The organism is Microbacterium sp. Leaf179 (assembly GCF_001423785.1).
GTDB lineage: Bacteria > Actinomycetota > Actinomycetes > Actinomycetales > Microbacteriaceae > Microbacterium.
In genome coordinates this window covers 643,862-659,549 of record NZ_LMPH01000002.1, presented here as the reverse complement: position 1 = coordinate 659,549, position 15,688 = coordinate 643,862, and the positions used below count along the sequence as shown (strand labels likewise).

Below are 15,688 nucleotides of genomic sequence, written 5' to 3'. Positions count from 1 at the left end.
ATGACCGACACCGCCCCCGCACCGTCGCGCCGGCGCGAGAACACCCGCACCCGCCTGATGGACGCCGCCGCCGAGATGTTCGCCGAGGTCGGCATCGACTCCGCCTCGGTCGAAGCCGTCTGCGAGCGCGCCGGCTTCACCCGCGGCGCCTTCTACTCGAACTTCGCCTCGAAGGAGGAGCTGTTCCTCGCTCTGTGCGCCCGCTCGGCGGAGCAGACGATCTCGGCCGTCCGCGAGCGCGTCACCTCGATCGAGGACCGGGGACTGGATGCCACGGGCGAGGTGCTGCAGCTGGTGCAGGGAGTGCTCGAGGTCACCGGCGACGATCGCCTCGACGTACTGCTCGGCGCCGAGATCCGTCTGCAGGCGCTGCGCAACGCCGAGTTCGCCGCGGCCTACCTCTCGTCGAACCAGGCCCTGGGCGAGAGCGTCACCCAGCTCGTGCGCGACATCGCCGAGGCGCGAGGACTGGTGCTGCGGGTGCCGGCGGAAGCGGCGACCGAGCTGCTGCTGTCGGCGTGGGTGTCGACCGCCGAGACCGCCCTCATGATGCGGGTCTCGCCCGCGGCGTCGCACGCTCAGCTCGGCGAGCGCCTCGCGCAGATCGTGCGCCTCATCCTCGAGTGAGTTCGAGGGTGCGATAGCAGCGCCGCAGTCGCGCGAGCCACCAGTCGCGTCGCTCGTCGGGAGCGGCCACGCGATCGAGATCGACGGCCGAGGGGCGGGGACGCTCGACGCGCAGCACGCCCGCCCGGGGCACCAGCGGGGATGCCACGACGTCGGCGGTGAAGAGGGCGGCGGTGCCGAGCCCGCAGTCGTAGTCCAGTTGCGGAAGAGCCGCGGCGAGGGCGGCGCCCATCGCCAGACCGATCGAGGTGTCGAGCGCGCTGGACACAACTGCCGGCAGGCCCGCCTGCGCCACGATGTCGAGCGCCGCGTGCACCCCGCCCAGCGGCTGCGCCTTCACGACGAGCAGGTCGGCGGCCCCGGCACGTGCGACCAGAAGGGGATCGGCGGCCTTCCGCACGCTCTCGTCGGCCGCGATCGGAATGTCGAGGTAGGCGATGCGCTCGCGCAGTTCGGCGAGCTCCTCGACGGCGGCGCACGGCTGTTCGACGTACTCGAGGTCGAACTCGGCCAGGGCGTGCACGGCCCGCTCGGCTTCGTCGACGTTCCACGCGGCGTTCGCGTCGATCCGCACGCGCCCCTCCGGGCCCATCGCCTCGCGCACGGCCCCGACGCGCGCGACGTCGTCGGCGAGCACCTGCCCCGCCTCGGCGACTTTCACCTTGACCGTCCGGCATCCGTCGTACCGGGCGAGGATCCGCGCCACCTCGGAGGCTGCGACGGCGGGCATCGTGGCGTTGACGGGGATGGCGTCCCGCACCGCGACCGGGGCGGCGCGCCAGCCGAAGTCGAGGGCACCGGCCAACCAGGTCGCCGCCTCGGCGTCGTCGTATTCGGGGAACGGCGAGAACTCCGTCCATCCCTCGGGGCCCTCGAACACGACGGCCTCGCGCGTCTCGATGCCGCGGAACCGGGCTGCCAGGGGGAGGGCGACCACCCGCGCGGTGGAGAGGACGTCGGCGAGCGGGGGAAGGGACGTGGAGCTCATCCCCCCATCCTGGCCTCGGGGCCGGTGCCCGGGAATAGGCTGACCGCATGCTCTTCGATACCCCGGTCCGGCTCGGCGTCCAGATCCAGCCGCAGCACGTGCAGTATTCCGACATCCGCGACGCCGTCCTGCGCCTCGAGGAGATGGGCGTCGACGTCCTCTTCAACTGGGACCACTTCTTCCCGCTGTACGGCGACCCCGACGGCGAGCACTTCGAGGCGTGGACGATGCTCGCGGCGTGGGCCGAGCAGACCGAACGGGTCGAGTTCGGTGCGCTGGTCAACTGCAACAGCTACCGCAACGCCGACCTGCAGGCCGACATGGCCCGCACCATCGACCACATCAGCAAGAAGGGCGGCGACACCGGCCGCTTCATCTTCGGAACCGGCTCGGGCTGGTTCGAGCGCGACTACGACGAGTACGGCTACGAGTTCGGAACCGCGGGTTCGCGGCTGAACGCGCTCGCCACCGACCTCGACCGCATCGTCGACCGCTGGGGCAAGCTCAACCCCGCCCCCACCCGCAAGGTCCCCGTCATGATCGGCGGCAAGGGCGAGCAGAAGACCCTGCGCATCGTCGCGCGTCACGCCGACATCTGGCACAGCTTCGTCACCCCCGACGAACTGCCCCACAAGCTCGGGGTCATCGAGAAGTGGGCCGAGACCGAGGGACGCGACCTGTCGACCCTCGTCGTCTCGAACGAGCTGAAGGACCGCGACGAGTCCGACGCCGACGCCCTGTTCGAGGCGGGCACGCGACTGTTCACCCTCGGCTTCTCGGGGCCCGAGTGGGACTACTCGCTCATCGAGCGGTGGCTCACCTGGCGCGACGGCAAGAACGCCTGATTCCGGTCGGGCACCTGTACGGCGAGGCGGGGGTTCCGGGCGGCGACCGCCGGATCCGCCCGCCGCGTCGGGTCGTAGGCTGAGACGGTGACCGTCTCCGAGCTGTTCGACCCCGCCGAGTGGACGCTGGCGCCGGGCGCCGAGCGATACACCGACATCACCGCGCACGTCACCCACGACGGGCGGGTGGCGCGCATCGCGTTCGACCGGCCCGAGGTGCGCAACGCCTTCCGGCCGCACACGGTCGACGAGCTGTACTCGGCGCTCGACATCGCGCGACAGGATCACCGCATCGGCGTGGTGCTGCTCACCGGCAACGGTCCGAGCGCGAAGGACGGCGGCTGGGCGTTCTGCTCCGGCGGCGATCAGCGCATCCGAGGTCGTGACGGGTACAAGTACTCGCACGAGGAGCACACCGTGCACGACCCGGGTCGCGCGGGGCGTCTGCACATCCTCGAGGTGCAGCGGCTGATCCGCTTCATGCCGAAGGTCGTCATCGCGGTCGTGCCCGGATGGGCGGCGGGCGGCGGCCACTCGCTCAACGTGGTGTGCGACCTGTCGATCGCCAGCGCCGAGCACGGTCGCTTCAAGCAGACCGATGCCGACGTCGGGTCGTTCGACGCCGGGTACGGGTCCGCGTACTTCGCCCGCCAGATCGGGCAGAAGCTGGCCCGCGAGGTCTTCTTCCTGGCCGAGGAGTACTCCGCCCAGCGCGCGTACGAGATGGGCGCGGTCAACCGTGTCGTCCCGCACGCCGAACTCGAGCGCGAAGCTCTCGCCATGGCCCGCACGATCCTCACCAAGTCGCCGACGGCGATCCGCATGCTCAAGTTCGCCTTCAACGCGGTCGACGACGGGCTCGTCGGCCAGCAGGTCTTCGCCGGTGAGGCCACGCGTCTCGCGTACGGCACCGACGAGGCCGCCGAGGGCCGTGACTCCTTCCTCGAGAAGCGTGACCCCGACTGGTCCGACGTCCCGTGGCACTACTGAGCCCCGGATGCCGTCGAGCCGAGCGCTCATGAGGCTCGAGGCTCCGGCATCCGGCGATCCCCGCGACGTGCTGCGCGCCCTGCGTACCGCGGTGCTCGGCGCCGGTCCCGCGGTGTCGCTGGGGGCGGGGGCGGACCTGCCCGCGGACGTCCCCCCGGGAACGGCCGCCGTGGTCACCACGTCGGGATCGACCGGCGTGCCGAAGTCGGTGCTGCTCAGCCGCAACGCCCTGATCAGCAGTGCGTATGCGACGGCGGCGCGCATCGGTGAGGGCGCCTGGCTGCTGGCCGTTCCCGCCACCTACGTCGCGGGGGCGCAGGTGCTCGTGCGGGCTCTGCTCGCCGATCGCGAGCCGGCGGTCGTCGCGGGTCCCTTCCGCCCCGAACCGTTCGCCGCCGCGGCGCTCGGCATGGCGTCGCACGAGAACGGCGCCCGGGTGCCGACGTACACCTCACTGGTTCCCGCCCAACTGCAACGACTGCTGGATGCCGCCGACACCGATCCGACGGTGGCGAAGGCGCTGCGCTCGTTCGAGGCCGTCCTCATCGGCGGTCAGGCCCTGGCGCCCACGGTGCGCGAGCGCGCCGAGACCGCGGGGGTGCGGATCGTGCGCACCTACGGCTCGACCGAGACCAGCGGCGGCTGCGTGTACGACGGGGTTCCGCTCGACGGCGTCGAGGTGGCCCTCGTCGACGGCGAGGTGCGCCTGACGGGGTCGATGCTCGCCGACGGATATCTCGGCGACCCCGCGCGGACGGCATCCGTCTTCCCCTCCGACGACGCCGGCACCCGCTGGTACCGCACGGGCGACGGGGGAGAGGTCGTGGACGGCGTGCTGAGCGTGACCGGACGCCTCGACAACGTCATCGTCTCGGGCGGGGTGAACGTCTCGCTCGATCGCGTGGAAGCCGCGGTGCGCGGCATCGCGGGACTCGAGAGCGCCGTCGTGGTGCCCGTCGCGGATGCCACCTGGGGCCAGGGGTCGGCGGTGGTCGTGCCGCGGCCGACGCCCGCCGCCGACGCCGAGCTGCTCGAACGGGTGCGCGCGGTGGTCGCCGACGCGGTCGGGGCGCCCGCGCGTCCGTCGCGTCTCGTCGTCGTCGACGAGCTGCCGACGCTGTCGTCGGGCAAGCCCGACCGGGCCGCCGTGCGCGCGCGCCTCGCGCAGGATCCGCGGCGCTGACACCCGGGAGCGGTGGCGTCGCCCGGCTCGCGGGTCGACCGGTCCGCGAAGGGGGACGGTGACCACGGGCTTAGGATGAGCCACCGTGGCAGCACAGTCTCGTAAGCGTTCGACGTCGTCCTCGAAGCGTCGCCCCGGCGGCAACCCCCAGAAGCCGAAGGGCGGTGCACCGCAGGCCGTCGCGCCGGCCACGGCCCGCGACTGGATCGCGGCGGCCCGCATTCGCACGCTGCCGCTGGCCATCACCCCGGTGCTCATCGGCACCGGTGCGGCCACCCTCGTCGACGACCGGCTGCACGGGGTCATCGCCCTGGCCTGTCTCGCCGTGGCGTTCGCTCTGCAGATCGGCGTGAACTACGCCAACGACTACAGCGACGGCATCCGCGGCACCGACGACGTGCGCGTCGGGCCCGGCCGTCTCACCGGCGGCAAGAAGGCGAAGCCGCGGACGGTGCTGATCGTCGCCCTGGCGTTCTTCGCGCTCGCCGCGGTGATCGGGCTGGCCCTGGTCATCCGCACGGGGCAGTGGTGGTTGCTGCTGGTCGGCGCCGTCTGCATCGTCGCCGCGTGGTTCTACACCGGCGGCAAGCGCCCGTACGGGTACAACGCGATGGGCGAGCTGTTCGTCTTCGTCTTCTTCGGCCTCGTCGCGACCCTGGGCACGACGTGGCTGCAGGTGCAGTCGTTGCCGCAGGAGGCCTGGCTGGGCGCGGTCGCCGCGGGTCTGCTCGCCTGCGCGGTGCTGCTGGCCAACAACCTGCGCGACATCGAGCAGGACCGCCTCGCGGGAAAGCGCACCCTGTCGGTGCTCATCGGCCGCCGTGCGTCGCAGGTGCTGTTCACCCTGTTCGTCCTCGCGCCGTTCGGGATCGCGGTGTTCCTCGCGTTCGTGTACCCGGTGGCGTGGCTGACCCTGGTCGCCCTGCTCGGCGGACTCGCGGCGATCCTCATCGTCTGGACCTACCGCACCCCGCGCGAGCTCATCACGGCGCTGCAGGTGACGAGTTTCACGTCGGTCGCCTACGGCGCCCTGCTCTTCTGGGCCTTCGCGTTCTGAGCCCCCGGCGGGTTCGCAGAACGCGCAGGGGTCAGCGCAGCGGAGCGTCGCCCTCGGAAGTGCCGGTCGCGGGCGCGTCATCGTGCCGCGTGGCATCGACCACCGCGTCTTCGGTGTCGGCGTCGGTCTCGGCGCCCGTACGACGCCCGGTGGCGGTGCGCTGCGCGCGACGCTCGGCCAGACCGCCGGTGACGCTGTCGAGCGGGCGACGCAGGAACAACAGCGACAGGCTCAGGCCGATGAGGGCCGCGAAGATCGCCGCGAGCCAGGGCAATTCCTGGAACACGGGGAAGAACAGCAGTACGACGAGCGGTACGACGAACGCGAGCAGTCGCAGCACGGTGTAGACGAGGGCCGAGCGAGCACGCATGCCCCCATCCTACGGCGGCCTCGGAAACCGCCGGCGCCCGGCCCGCGTCCAGCGGGCACACGTAGACTCAGGTCATGGCACGGTTGCTCCTCATCCTCGCGCTCGTGGCGACCGTCTTCTGGGTGTACACGATCGTGGACTGCGCCGTGCAGCCGGCGGGACGTCACCGCGGCGTCAACAAGGGCGCATGGATGGCCATCGTCATCCTGCTGCCGGTGCTCGGCGGCATCCTGTGGTTCGTCATCGGTCGCGGTCGTGCGAGTCAGCCCGTGGTGAGACGCGCTCCCGACGACGACCCCGAGTTCCTGGGCCGCATGTCCGACACCGCGCGCGCCGATCAAGACGAGCGCATCCGGCGGCTCGAAGAAGAGCTGGCGCAGCTCGACTCCGAAGCCGACGACCCTCGCGCCCCGAAGCCCACCGACGACCCGGGCGACATCCCGGGCAAGGGCGACGACGACACGCTCGGCCAGCGCGGCTCCGTCGGCTGAACCATGACCTCGTCGAACGACCGCTCCGCCGCGCCCGCGACCGACGCCGCCGCCGCTCTGCTCGCGGGCCTCGTGTCGCGCGGGGTGCGGCACATCGTCGTCAGCCCGGGGTCGCGCTCGCAGGCGCTCGCGCTCGTGGCTGCCGACCTGGAACGCGCGGGTCTGGTTCACCTGCACGTGCGCATCGACGAGCGCGTCGCCGGCTTCACCGCCCTCGGGATCGGACGTGAGACCGGGATGCCGGCGGTCCTCGTCTGCACCTCGGGCACCGCCGTCGCCAACCTGCTGCCCGCCGCCCTCGAAGCCCATCACGCCGGGGTGCCGCTGGTGCTGCTCACCGCCGACCGGCCGCCCGAGCTGCGCGGCGTCGGCGCCAACCAGACCACGCGCCAGCCGGGGCTGTTCCGCTCGGCGGTGCGGTTCGAAGCAGACCTCCCCGTTCCCGAGACCGTCGACGACGACGGGTCGTCCGCCCAGACCGCTGACGCCGACGCCCTGGCGGCTGCGACGCTCGCGGCCGCGCTCGGTGAAGGCGCCCGGGTGCCCGGACCCGTGCACCTGAATGTGCCGTTCCGGGAGCCCCTCGCCGGCGCCGTTCCCGCGTGGCTCGCCGCGCGGGCGGCATCCGGGATCGCCCCCTCGTCCGACGCGCAGAGCGACGCGCTCGGCGACGCGGAGGCGTCGGGAGCGCTGTACCAGGGCGGCGGCGGCATCGGTGTCGCCGACGTGGCCCCCGAGGTCGAGGACGCCCACACGCTCGCGCCGGGCCCGCGCACCATCGTCGTCGCTGGAGCGGATGCCGGAGCGGCGGCCGAGCAGTTCGCGCACGACGGGGGCTTTCCGCTGGTGGCCGAGATCGTCAGCGGGGCTCGCTTCGGTCGGCAGATCGTGCACGGCTACCGGGCCCTGCTGAACGACCCGGCCCTCGGGGGACGCATCGAGCGCGTGGTCGTCTTCGGGCGTCCCACCCTGAGCCGCGAGGTGACGCGCCTGCTGTCGCGCGACGACGTCGAGGTGATCGCCGCCCGCGGCCCCGGAGAACCCGTCAACCTCAACGGCGCGACGATCGCCGTCGACCTGATCCGCCCTCACCCCTCGTCCGGGGACCGCGCCTGGCTGGGGGAGTGGATGCGCGCCTCGCGCGACGCTGCCGTCGACCTGTCGCCCCCCGCTCCCGATGCCGACGGCCTGGCCTCGGCCGTTCCGCACGAGCGGCTGGGCGCCCTGAACGCCGAGGTTCAGGTCATCCGTGCCCCCCTCGACCGGGCGACCCTCGTCGATGCGGTCTGGCGGGCCACCTGGCCCCACGATCGCCTCATGTTCGGCTCCTCGCGTCTGGTGCGCGTGGCCGACGAGGTGCTCGGCGGCAAGAAGGTGGCCGTGCACTCCAACCGCGGTCTCGCCGGCATCGACGGCACGATCGCCACGGCGACCGGCGTCGCCCTCGCCAGCCAGATCGAGGAGCGCCCGGGCGTGACCCGCGTGCTGCTGGGCGACCTGGCCTTCCTGCACGACGTGGGCGCGTTGCTGCTGCCCCCGGGCGAAGACGAACCGCGCCTGCAGGTCGTGGTCGGCAACGACGGCGGCGGCACGATCTTCGACGGCCTCGAGGTGGCCGGCATCGCCGGCTCCGACGCGATGTCGCGCGTGCAGTACACCCCGCACACCGCGCGCCTCGAGCAGCTGGCCCTCGCCTTCGGCTGGGAGTACCACCGCTGCACCACCCGCGTCGCGCTCGACCAGGTGCTGACCTCGCCGACCGGCGGTCGCCAGCTGATCGAGGTTCCGCTGCCGCGTTGACGGGCGGGACGTCGACGCGTCAACCACTGGCGCGTGCCGCCGACGCCCCACACGATGGGGACATGAGCACACGCCGCAGATGGTCCACGCCCGCCTCCGACGCGCTGCGCGTCGAGCCCGGATTCCGCCTCACCGACATCGACCCGCGATCGACGCCCGGCTACGACGGCGACAAGACCGACGGCAAAGCCGACCTCGACGCGGGCCGCGAACCCCTCGAAGCCCTGCAGGAACGCCTCTTCGCTCAGAGTGTGGCGGGCACCGCGACCGGCTCGGTGCTGCTGGTGCTGCAGGCCATGGACACCGCGGGCAAGGGCGGGATCGTGCGCCACGTCGTCGGCACGGTCGACCCCCAGGGCGTGGAACTCGCGTCGTTCAAGAAGCCCACCGCCGAGGAGCTCGCGCACGATTTCCTGTGGCGCATCGAGAAGCGCCTGCCCGACGCGGGCCACCTCGGTGTCTTCGACCGCTCGCACTACGAAGACGTGCTGATCGGTCGGGTGCGCGAACTCGCCCCCGCCGACGAGATCGAACGACGCTACGGCGCGATCGTGAACTTCGAGGCGGAGGCGGCCGATCTCGGCATCCGAGTGGTCAAGGTCATGCTGCACATCTCGAAGGACGAGCAGCGCGCGCGTCTCGCCGAGCGCCTCGACCGCCCCGACAAGCACTGGAAGTACAACCCGTCCGATGTCGACGAGCGGGCGCTGTGGGACGACTACATGCAGGCCTACCAGGTGGCGATCGATCGCACCTCGACACCCGTCGCCCCGTGGCACGTGATTCCGGCCGATCGCAAGTGGTACGCCCGCCTGGCCGTGCAGCAGCTGCTCATCGACGCGCTCACCGACATCGACCCGCGGTGGCCCGCGGCCGACTACGACGTCGAGGCCGAGAAGGCACGACTCGCGGCATCGTGACGCTCAGTCGGATCAGGCGAGGGCCTCGACGATGGGGCGGAACTTGACGCGGGTCTCGAGCAGCTCCGACTCGGGAACGCTGTCGGCGACGATCCCCGCACCGGCATAGGCCGTGATCGGGGCGGTGGGAGAGGACGGCGCCGCGCGGTCGACCTGCGCGCACCGCAGGGCGATGGCCCACTCGCCGTCGCCCGACGCTCCCGTCCACCCGACGGCGCCGGCGTAGCGGCCGCGATCGAAGGGCTCGAGGCGGCGGATGACATCCATCGCCGCGGCGGTGGGGGTGCCGGCGACGGCGGCGGTGGGGTGCAGCACCGAGATCAGGTCCAACGACGACGCGTCTTCGCTGAGGGTGCCCTCGACATCGGTCGCGAGATGCCAGACGTTGGGCAACTTGAGGGTGAAGGGCTGCTCGGCCGCCGCGAGCGCCGAGGTGTGCGGGCGCAGCGAGGTGAGCACGCTCTGCACCGCGAAACGGTGCTCCTCTTGATCTTTCGAGCTGCGCGTGAGGGCAAGGGATGCCGCGACGTCGGCGTCGGCGTCGCCGCCGCGCGCGGTGGTGCCCGCCAGAACGCGGGCGGTCACCGTGCCCTTCGACACGGTGACGAGGGTCTCGGGGCTCGCGCCGATCAGACCGTCGACCGCGAACACCCAGCAATCCGGATACCCCTCGAGCAGCGACCGGACGAGCCGGCGCAGGTCGGACCCGGCCGGAACCGTGCCCACGATGTCGCGTGCGAGCACGACCTTGCCCACCTCGCGGGCGCCGATGGCCTCGATCGCCGTGCGGACGGCATCCTGATACCCCTCGGCACTCTGGCGACCGGGACCCAGGGTCGCCGACCAGTGGGGGCCGAAGGGCGAGCGCGGGGGCAGTTCGGGTTCGGGTTCGTCGGGGGTGTCGTCGAAGGCGAGGCGGGTGACCCAGGCGCGTCCGCCGTGGCGCCCGACGATCATGCCGGGAACGCGCAGAACGTTCTCGCGCTCCGAGCGGGGGTCGAACACGAACGAACCGAAGGCGACGAGTCCGGTGCCCGGCAGCTGCACGGGGTCGTCGACCTCGGCGGCGGCGGCGATCGCCCGCCAGCGCGCCGAGATCGTGGCATCGCCCGGCCGGCGCCCCGTGTAGCGCAGCGTCAGCAGGTCGCCGAAGGCCGCCAGCGACTCTCCCCGCCGCGTCCAGAACAGGGGATCGTAGGGGGTCGTATAGGCGAGCACGTCGTCCATGGGGGGCAGCTCGCGCGTGACCACGCGCAGGCGCGGCACGACGTCATCCGCGGGTTCCAGCACGTCTTTCAGCGTAGACCCGCGGCGCCGGCCGAGGCCGCGGACGCCGGGCGCGGAGACCGACGCCGGACGGCGTTTTAGACTCCGAGCATGGACAATCGCCCCGCTCCCGGCACCCGCCTGCTGTTCGAGTGGCGCAAGTGGGACGGCTCGCCGCACTGGGTGCAGGACAGCGTCTACCTCGGCTCCGACGAGTGGGGCGAGTGGTTCGGCCAGCAGGTGGGGTGGCGCAGCGAACGGCCGGGCGCGGCCTTCGTCTGCCGCGAGCCCAACGTGACCCTGGTGCCGGCGAGCGCCGATTGGGCCTTCACCCACAACGCCGCACCGCATCCGGTCGCGGTGTACATCGACCTGGCGTGGGATGTGCGCTGGGGCGACGACGGCGTGCCGCGCGGCATCGACATGGACCTCGACGTCGTGCGCCGTACCGACGGCCGCGGCACCTGGGTCGACGATCGCGACGAGTGGGACGAGCACCGCGTGCGCTACGGCTACCCGGCCGAGATCGTGACGCACCTCGAGGCGACGGCGCTCGATCTCGAGCACCGCGTGCGCGAGGGGGTCGCCCCGTTCTCGGATGCCGTCACCCGGCCCTGGCTCGATCGGCTCGCGGCGCTGGCAACCCCCGGCGACCGCCCGGGTGACCCGGCCTAGACTCGACGGGTGAGCAGCGACCCCAACCGCGCCGACCTCGGTAAAGACCCGCAGCGCGTCAGCGGCATGTTCGACCAGGTGGCAGCGGCCTACGACCGCACCAACACCGTGCTGAGTCTCGGCAACGACCGTCTGTGGCGCGCCGCGACGCTGCGCGCCGTGGCCCCGCAGCGGGGGGAGCGCATCCTCGATCTGGCCGCCGGCACCGGCACCTCGTCGATGGCGTTCGTCCCGAGCGGTGCGCACGTCGTGGCCGCCGACTTTTCGCGCGGCATGATCGCCGAGGGGCGCCGCCGTCACGGCGACGTGCCCAACCTCGAGTTCGTGCAGGCCGACGCCACCGACCTCCCCTTCGCCGACGCGGAGTTCGACGCGGTGACGATGTCGTTCGGTCTGCGCAACGTCAACGACCCGCGCCGGGCGCTGCGGGAACTGCGCCGGGTCACGCGTCCCGGAGGACGCATCGTGGTGTGCGAGTTCTCGCATCCGCCGTCCCCCGTCTTCAACGGGCTCTACCGCTTCTACAACGACCGGGTGCTGCCCATCGTCGCGCGCTCGGTCAGCTCGAACGCCGAGGCCTACGACTACCTCAACGAGTCGATCCGCGACTGGCCCGACCAGCCGACGCTCGCGCGGTGGATGCGCGACTCCGGCTGGGACGACGTGGCCTACCGCAACCTGACGTTCGGCATCGTGGCGCTGCACCGCGGCGTCGTCGCGCAGAGCGCGTGAGGCGCCGGGGGCCCCGGCCCGGGGTGTCACCCCGTCGAGATAGTCGCGACGGGGCGCAACCGCGCCAGGATAGGCTGAAAGCGTGACCCCGAGACCGCCCGCGGCCGGCACCCGCCTGTCGGGCAAGCTGGGCCTGAGTGACCGCATCTTCGCAGGCCTGCGTTCGCGCACCCTGCTCTCCACCGTCGAGGCCGGTCTCGCCCAGGTCGAGGGCACCCTCGAGGGCGAAGTCCGAAGCGCCGACCGTCTGGCCGACGTCACCGCCCGGTACCTGTACGAGGCGGGCGGCAAGCGCGTGCGCCCGATGCTCGCCATCCTCACCGCTCAGCTCGGTCGCGGAACGACCCCCGAGGTCATCGAGGTCGCCACGGCGCTCGAACTGACGCACCTGGGCTCGCTCTACCACGACGACGTCATGGACGGCGCCGACAAGCGCCGCGGGGTGCCCAGCGCCCAGACGGTGTTCGGCAACAACATCGCGATCCTCACCGGCGACCTGCTGTTCGCCCGCGCCAGCCAGCTCATGGCGCGTCGCGGTGAGCGCGCGATCCAGCTGCAGGCCGACACGTTCGAGCGTCTCGTGCTGGGCCAGATGCACGAGACCGTCGGCCCGCAAGAGGGCGACGAGCCCGTCGACTTCTACCTCAGGGTGCTCGCCGACAAGACCGGTTCGCTGATCGCCGCGGCCGCCCAGTCGGGCGTCATCTACTCGGGCGCCCCCGAGGAGTTCGAGAAGCCCATGGTCGTGTTCGGCGAGAAGGCCGGTGTGGCCTTCCAGCTGCTCGACGACGTGATCGATCTGTCTCCGGACCCCTCCGAGACCGGCAAGGTGCCCGGCACCGACCTGCGCGCGGGCGTGCCGACCATGCCGTACCTGCTGCTCGGTCACCGCTCCGACGCGGCCTCGGCCGACTTGCGTTCGCGCATCGACGAGGGCCAGGAGCGCATCGCCGCCGGGGCAGACCCCTCGATCCTCGACGCCGCACTCGCGGAGCTGCGCGATCACGAGACCACGCACGAGACGCTGAAGCTCGCGCACCAGTGGTCGCAAGAGGCCATCGACGCCCTCGCACCGCTGCCCGACGGCGCCGTGCGCGAGGCGCTGACGCGCTTCGCCCGCGCGGTCGCCGACCGCTCGGCCTGAACTTTTCCCACCCCCCCCGATCCCGATCGAGAGGACCCCATGACGAAGCTGCGCCTTGCCATCGTCGGAGCCGGCCCCGCCGGCATCTACGCGGCCGACATCCTGCTGAAATCCGAGCGGCAGTTCGACGTGTCGATCGACCTGTTCGAACAACTGCCCGCGCCCTACGGGCTCGTGCGCTACGGCGTCGCCCCCGACCACCCGCGCATCAAGGGCGTCGTCACGGCGCTGCGCGAGGTGCTCGACCGCGGCGACATCCGCCTGTTCGGCAACGTGCGCTTCGGCGAGGACATCACCCTCGACGACCTCAAGCAGCACTACAACGCGGTCATCTTCTCGACCGGCGCGATCCGCGACGCCGACCTCGACATCCCCGGCATCGACGCCGAGGGCTCGTACGGCGCCGCCGACTTCGTGAGCTGGTTCGACGGCCACCCCGACGTGCCGCGCGGGTGGCCGCTCGAGGCGGAGTCGCTCGCGGTCATCGGCAACGGCAACGTGGCGCTCGACGTCACGCGCATGCTCGCCAAGCACGCCGACGACCTGCTGCCCACCGAAGTTCCCGACAACGTGTACCAGGGGCTCAAGGCCTCGCCCGTCACCGACGTGCACGTCTTCGGCCGCCGCGGTCCCGCGCAGGTGAAGTTCACGCCTCTCGAGCTGCGCGAGCTGGGCGAGCTGCGCGACGTCGACATGGTCGTCTACGACGAGGACTTCGACTACGACGAGGCGTCGCTGGCCGCCATCCAGACCAACAAGCAGGTCAAGGTCATCGACCGCGTCCTGCAGCAGTGGCGCACCCGCCCGGGCGTGAACAACTCCGGCGGAGAAGCATCGCGACGCCTGCACCTGCACTTCTGGGCCAAGCCCGTCGAGGTCGTGAAAGACGCCGAGGGTCGGGTGGCCGCGTTCCGGTACGAGCGCACGAAGCCCGACGCCGAGGGGGGCGTCGTCGGAACGGGCGAGATCCGCGAGGTGCCGATCCAGGCCATCTACCGCGCGGTCGGCTACTTCGGCTCGCCGCTGACCGGCGTGCCCTTCGACGAGCGTCACGGCGTCATCCCCAACCACGAGGGTCAGGTGCTCGCCGCCGACTCGAACGACCGCCTGCCGGGCGTGTACGCCACCGGGTGGATCAAGCGCGGCCCCGTCGGCCTCATCGGACACACCAAGTCGGATGCCATGGAAACAGTGCGCCACGTCATCAACGACCAGGGCGAATGGTGGCAGCCGGCCCACCCCGAAGAAGAGGCCATTCCGGCCCTTCTCGAGGAGCGCGGCGTGCGCTGGACCGACCTCGACGGCTGGCACCGCCTCGACGAGCACGAAGTCGCCCTCGGCGCCCCGCACGAGCGCGCCCGCGTCAAGGTCGTGCCCCGCGACGAGATGATCTCGATCTCGCGCGGCGAGTAACCCTCACGTTTGCACAGCGAGCCGCCCCGTCCGCACGGACGTGGGCGGCTCGCTGTCTTTGAGGCGCCGACGGGCCGGGCCGAACTCCTGAGTCATCGCGCGCCACAGCCCCCTCGGCGCGCCGGCGAGCCCGCACGGCCTGACTTCTCAGGAGTTCGGCCCGCCGTGGGGGTATGCCGGCCCCCGCCCCGCATGCCTAGGCTGGGGCGATGGGGGAGTGGCATCCGGACGTCCTCGGCGACGGCTTCGAACAGCAGACCCTGCCGCTCGGCGACGATGCCGAGGGGGAGGTCGTCGCGACGCTCGTGCGCGCGCGGCCGCACGCCGGCGCCCGCCTGTTCGGTGAGCTCCGCGACATCGACGTGCTGTACGTGCACGGGTGGTCGGACTACTTCTTCCAGGTCGAGCTCGCCCGGTTCTTCACCGATCGCGGTGCCCGATTCTCGGCGCTCGACCTGCGCAACTACGGCCGGAGCCTGCGGCCCGGGCAGGCGCCCGGCTACGTCGCGGCCCTCGACGTGTACGACGCCGACATCGCGGCGGCTCTGGATGCCCTGGGCACCGCACGCGAGGGACGACGTCTCGTGCTGCTCGGACACAGCACGGGCGGACTCACACTGACGCTCTGGGCGGCGCGGCACCCGGGGGTCGCCGACGCCCTCGTTCTCAACAGTCCGTGGCTGGAGCTGCAGCTCGGCCCGCTCGGACGCCAGGCGCTCGCGCCGCTGGTGAACGCCCGCGCGCGCTTCGACCCGCTCGGCACGCACCCGGTGGTCGACCTCGGCTTCTACACGCGCGCGCAGCGGGAGCTGGGGACCCTGCCCGACAGTCCCGAGGGCTGGCGCCCGGCGCAGGGATTCCCCACCCACCCGGGCTGGTTGGCCGCCGTCATCGCGGGGCACGCGCGGGTGGCATCCGGCGTCGACGTGGGATGCCCGACCCTCGTGCTGTTGTCGCAGCGCTCGACCTCGGCGCTCAGCTGGAACGACACGATGCTCTCGAGCGACTCGGTGCTCGTCGTCGACGACATCGCGCGCGCGGCCACCCGTATCGCCCGTACGGTGACGATCGCGCGCATCGACGGGGCGCTGCACGACGTGTTCCTGTCGGCGCCCGAGGCGAAGGACGCCGCGTTCACCGCGCTCGAGACCTGGATGACGCAGCTAGCGTAGAACGCGATCGAAGGA

General features: G+C 72.0%; 16 protein-coding genes. 13 read left to right on the top strand and 3 right to left on the bottom strand.

Features of this window, described 5'->3' with window-relative positions:
• On the top strand, positions 1-627 hold the full coding sequence (locus tag ASF96_RS10615; protein ID WP_055839081.1) for a TetR/AcrR family transcriptional regulator: 627 nt from the start codon (positions 1-3) through the stop codon (positions 625-627).
• On the opposite strand, the gene ASF96_RS10610 is transcribed toward ASF96_RS10615, so the two are convergent.
• Positions 614-1,615 (bottom strand): o-succinylbenzoate synthase, encoded by a 1,002-nt coding sequence (locus ASF96_RS10610; RefSeq protein WP_055938920.1) that lies wholly within the window; start codon positions 1,613-1,615, stop codon positions 614-616. The genes ASF96_RS10615 and ASF96_RS10610 overlap by 14 nt on opposite strands.
• Positions 1,616-1,662: 47 nt before the next feature.
• Here ASF96_RS10610 and ASF96_RS10605 point away from each other — a divergent pair, with 47 nt between their 5' ends.
• From ASF96_RS10605 to ASF96_RS10590, 4 genes are all read left to right on the top strand, one after another.
• Entirely contained in the window at positions 1,663-2,460 is a 798-nt protein-coding gene (locus ASF96_RS10605; RefSeq protein WP_055839076.1) for an LLM class F420-dependent oxidoreductase, read from the top strand.
• Between the two features lie 87 nt (positions 2,461-2,547).
• Positions 2,548-3,450 carry a 1,4-dihydroxy-2-naphthoyl-CoA synthase gene (locus ASF96_RS10600; protein ID WP_055938917.1) on the top strand — a complete coding sequence of 301 codons (903 nt, stop codon included), beginning with the start codon at positions 2,548-2,550 and terminating at the stop codon, positions 3,448-3,450.
• A gap of 28 nt (positions 3,451-3,478) precedes the next feature.
• The gene (locus tag ASF96_RS10595; protein WP_055938914.1) at positions 3,479-4,633 is read left to right on the top strand and encodes an AMP-binding protein; all 1,155 of its coding nucleotides are present in this window, start codon (positions 3,479-3,481) and stop codon (positions 4,631-4,633) included.
• 85 nt (positions 4,634-4,718) lie between these two features.
• Complete coding sequence (locus tag ASF96_RS10590) at positions 4,719-5,690, top strand: 1,4-dihydroxy-2-naphthoate polyprenyltransferase (RefSeq protein ID WP_055938911.1); 972 nt, start codon at positions 4,719-4,721, stop codon at positions 5,688-5,690.
• A gap of 31 nt (positions 5,691-5,721) precedes the next feature.
• On the opposite strand, the gene ASF96_RS10585 is transcribed toward ASF96_RS10590, so the two are convergent.
• A complete protein-coding gene (locus ASF96_RS10585; protein ID WP_055938908.1) occupies positions 5,722-6,060 on the bottom strand; it encodes a DUF4229 domain-containing protein in 339 nt (112 codons plus the stop codon).
• Between the two features lie 74 nt (positions 6,061-6,134).
• On the opposite strand from ASF96_RS10585, the gene ASF96_RS10580 reads away from it, so the two are divergent.
• The 3 genes from ASF96_RS10580 to ASF96_RS10570 all read left to right on the top strand — a co-directional run bounded on the left by ASF96_RS10580 (position 6,135) and on the right by ASF96_RS10570 (position 9,271).
• On the top strand, positions 6,135-6,551 hold the full coding sequence (locus tag ASF96_RS10580; protein WP_055938905.1) for a PLDc N-terminal domain-containing protein: 417 nt from the start codon (positions 6,135-6,137) through the stop codon (positions 6,549-6,551).
• A gap of 3 nt (positions 6,552-6,554) precedes the next feature.
• Entirely contained in the window at positions 6,555-8,351 is a 1,797-nt protein-coding gene (gene menD / locus ASF96_RS10575; protein WP_055938902.1) for a 2-succinyl-5-enolpyruvyl-6-hydroxy-3-cyclohexene-1-carboxylic-acid synthase, read from the top strand.
• Between the two features lie 62 nt (positions 8,352-8,413).
• The gene (locus tag ASF96_RS10570) at positions 8,414-9,271 is read left to right on the top strand and encodes a polyphosphate kinase 2 family protein (protein WP_055839054.1); all 858 of its coding nucleotides are present in this window, start codon (positions 8,414-8,416) and stop codon (positions 9,269-9,271) included.
• 12 nt (positions 9,272-9,283) lie between these two features.
• Here ASF96_RS10570 and ASF96_RS10565 read toward each other — a convergent pair whose 3' ends face one another.
• Positions 9,284-10,498: an isochorismate synthase gene (locus ASF96_RS10565; RefSeq protein WP_055939466.1), complete on the bottom strand. Its 1,215-nt coding sequence runs from the start codon at positions 10,496-10,498 to the stop codon at positions 9,284-9,286.
• Between the two features lie 150 nt (positions 10,499-10,648).
• Here ASF96_RS10565 and ASF96_RS10560 point away from each other — a divergent pair, with 150 nt between their 5' ends.
• From ASF96_RS10560 to ASF96_RS10540, 5 genes are all read left to right on the top strand, one after another.
• Positions 10,649-11,212 (top strand): DUF402 domain-containing protein, encoded by a 564-nt coding sequence (locus tag ASF96_RS10560; RefSeq protein WP_055938899.1) that lies wholly within the window; start codon positions 10,649-10,651, stop codon positions 11,210-11,212.
• A gap of 9 nt (positions 11,213-11,221) precedes the next feature.
• Positions 11,222-11,944, top strand: coding sequence for a demethylmenaquinone methyltransferase (locus tag ASF96_RS10555; RefSeq protein WP_055839048.1), 723 nt, complete (start codon positions 11,222-11,224; stop codon positions 11,942-11,944).
• A gap of 82 nt (positions 11,945-12,026) precedes the next feature.
• Positions 12,027-13,088, top strand: coding sequence for a polyprenyl synthetase family protein (locus ASF96_RS10550; RefSeq protein ID WP_055839045.1), 1,062 nt, complete (start codon positions 12,027-12,029; stop codon positions 13,086-13,088).
• Positions 13,089-13,127: 39 nt separating this feature from the next.
• Positions 13,128-14,501, top strand: a complete 1,374-nt coding sequence (locus tag ASF96_RS10545) for an FAD-dependent oxidoreductase (protein ID WP_055938896.1) — start codon at positions 13,128-13,130, stop codon at positions 14,499-14,501.
• A gap of 209 nt (positions 14,502-14,710) precedes the next feature.
• The gene (locus ASF96_RS10540; RefSeq protein WP_055938893.1) at positions 14,711-15,673 is read left to right on the top strand and encodes an alpha/beta hydrolase; all 963 of its coding nucleotides are present in this window, start codon (positions 14,711-14,713) and stop codon (positions 15,671-15,673) included.
• Positions 15,674-15,688 lie beyond the last annotated feature (15 nt).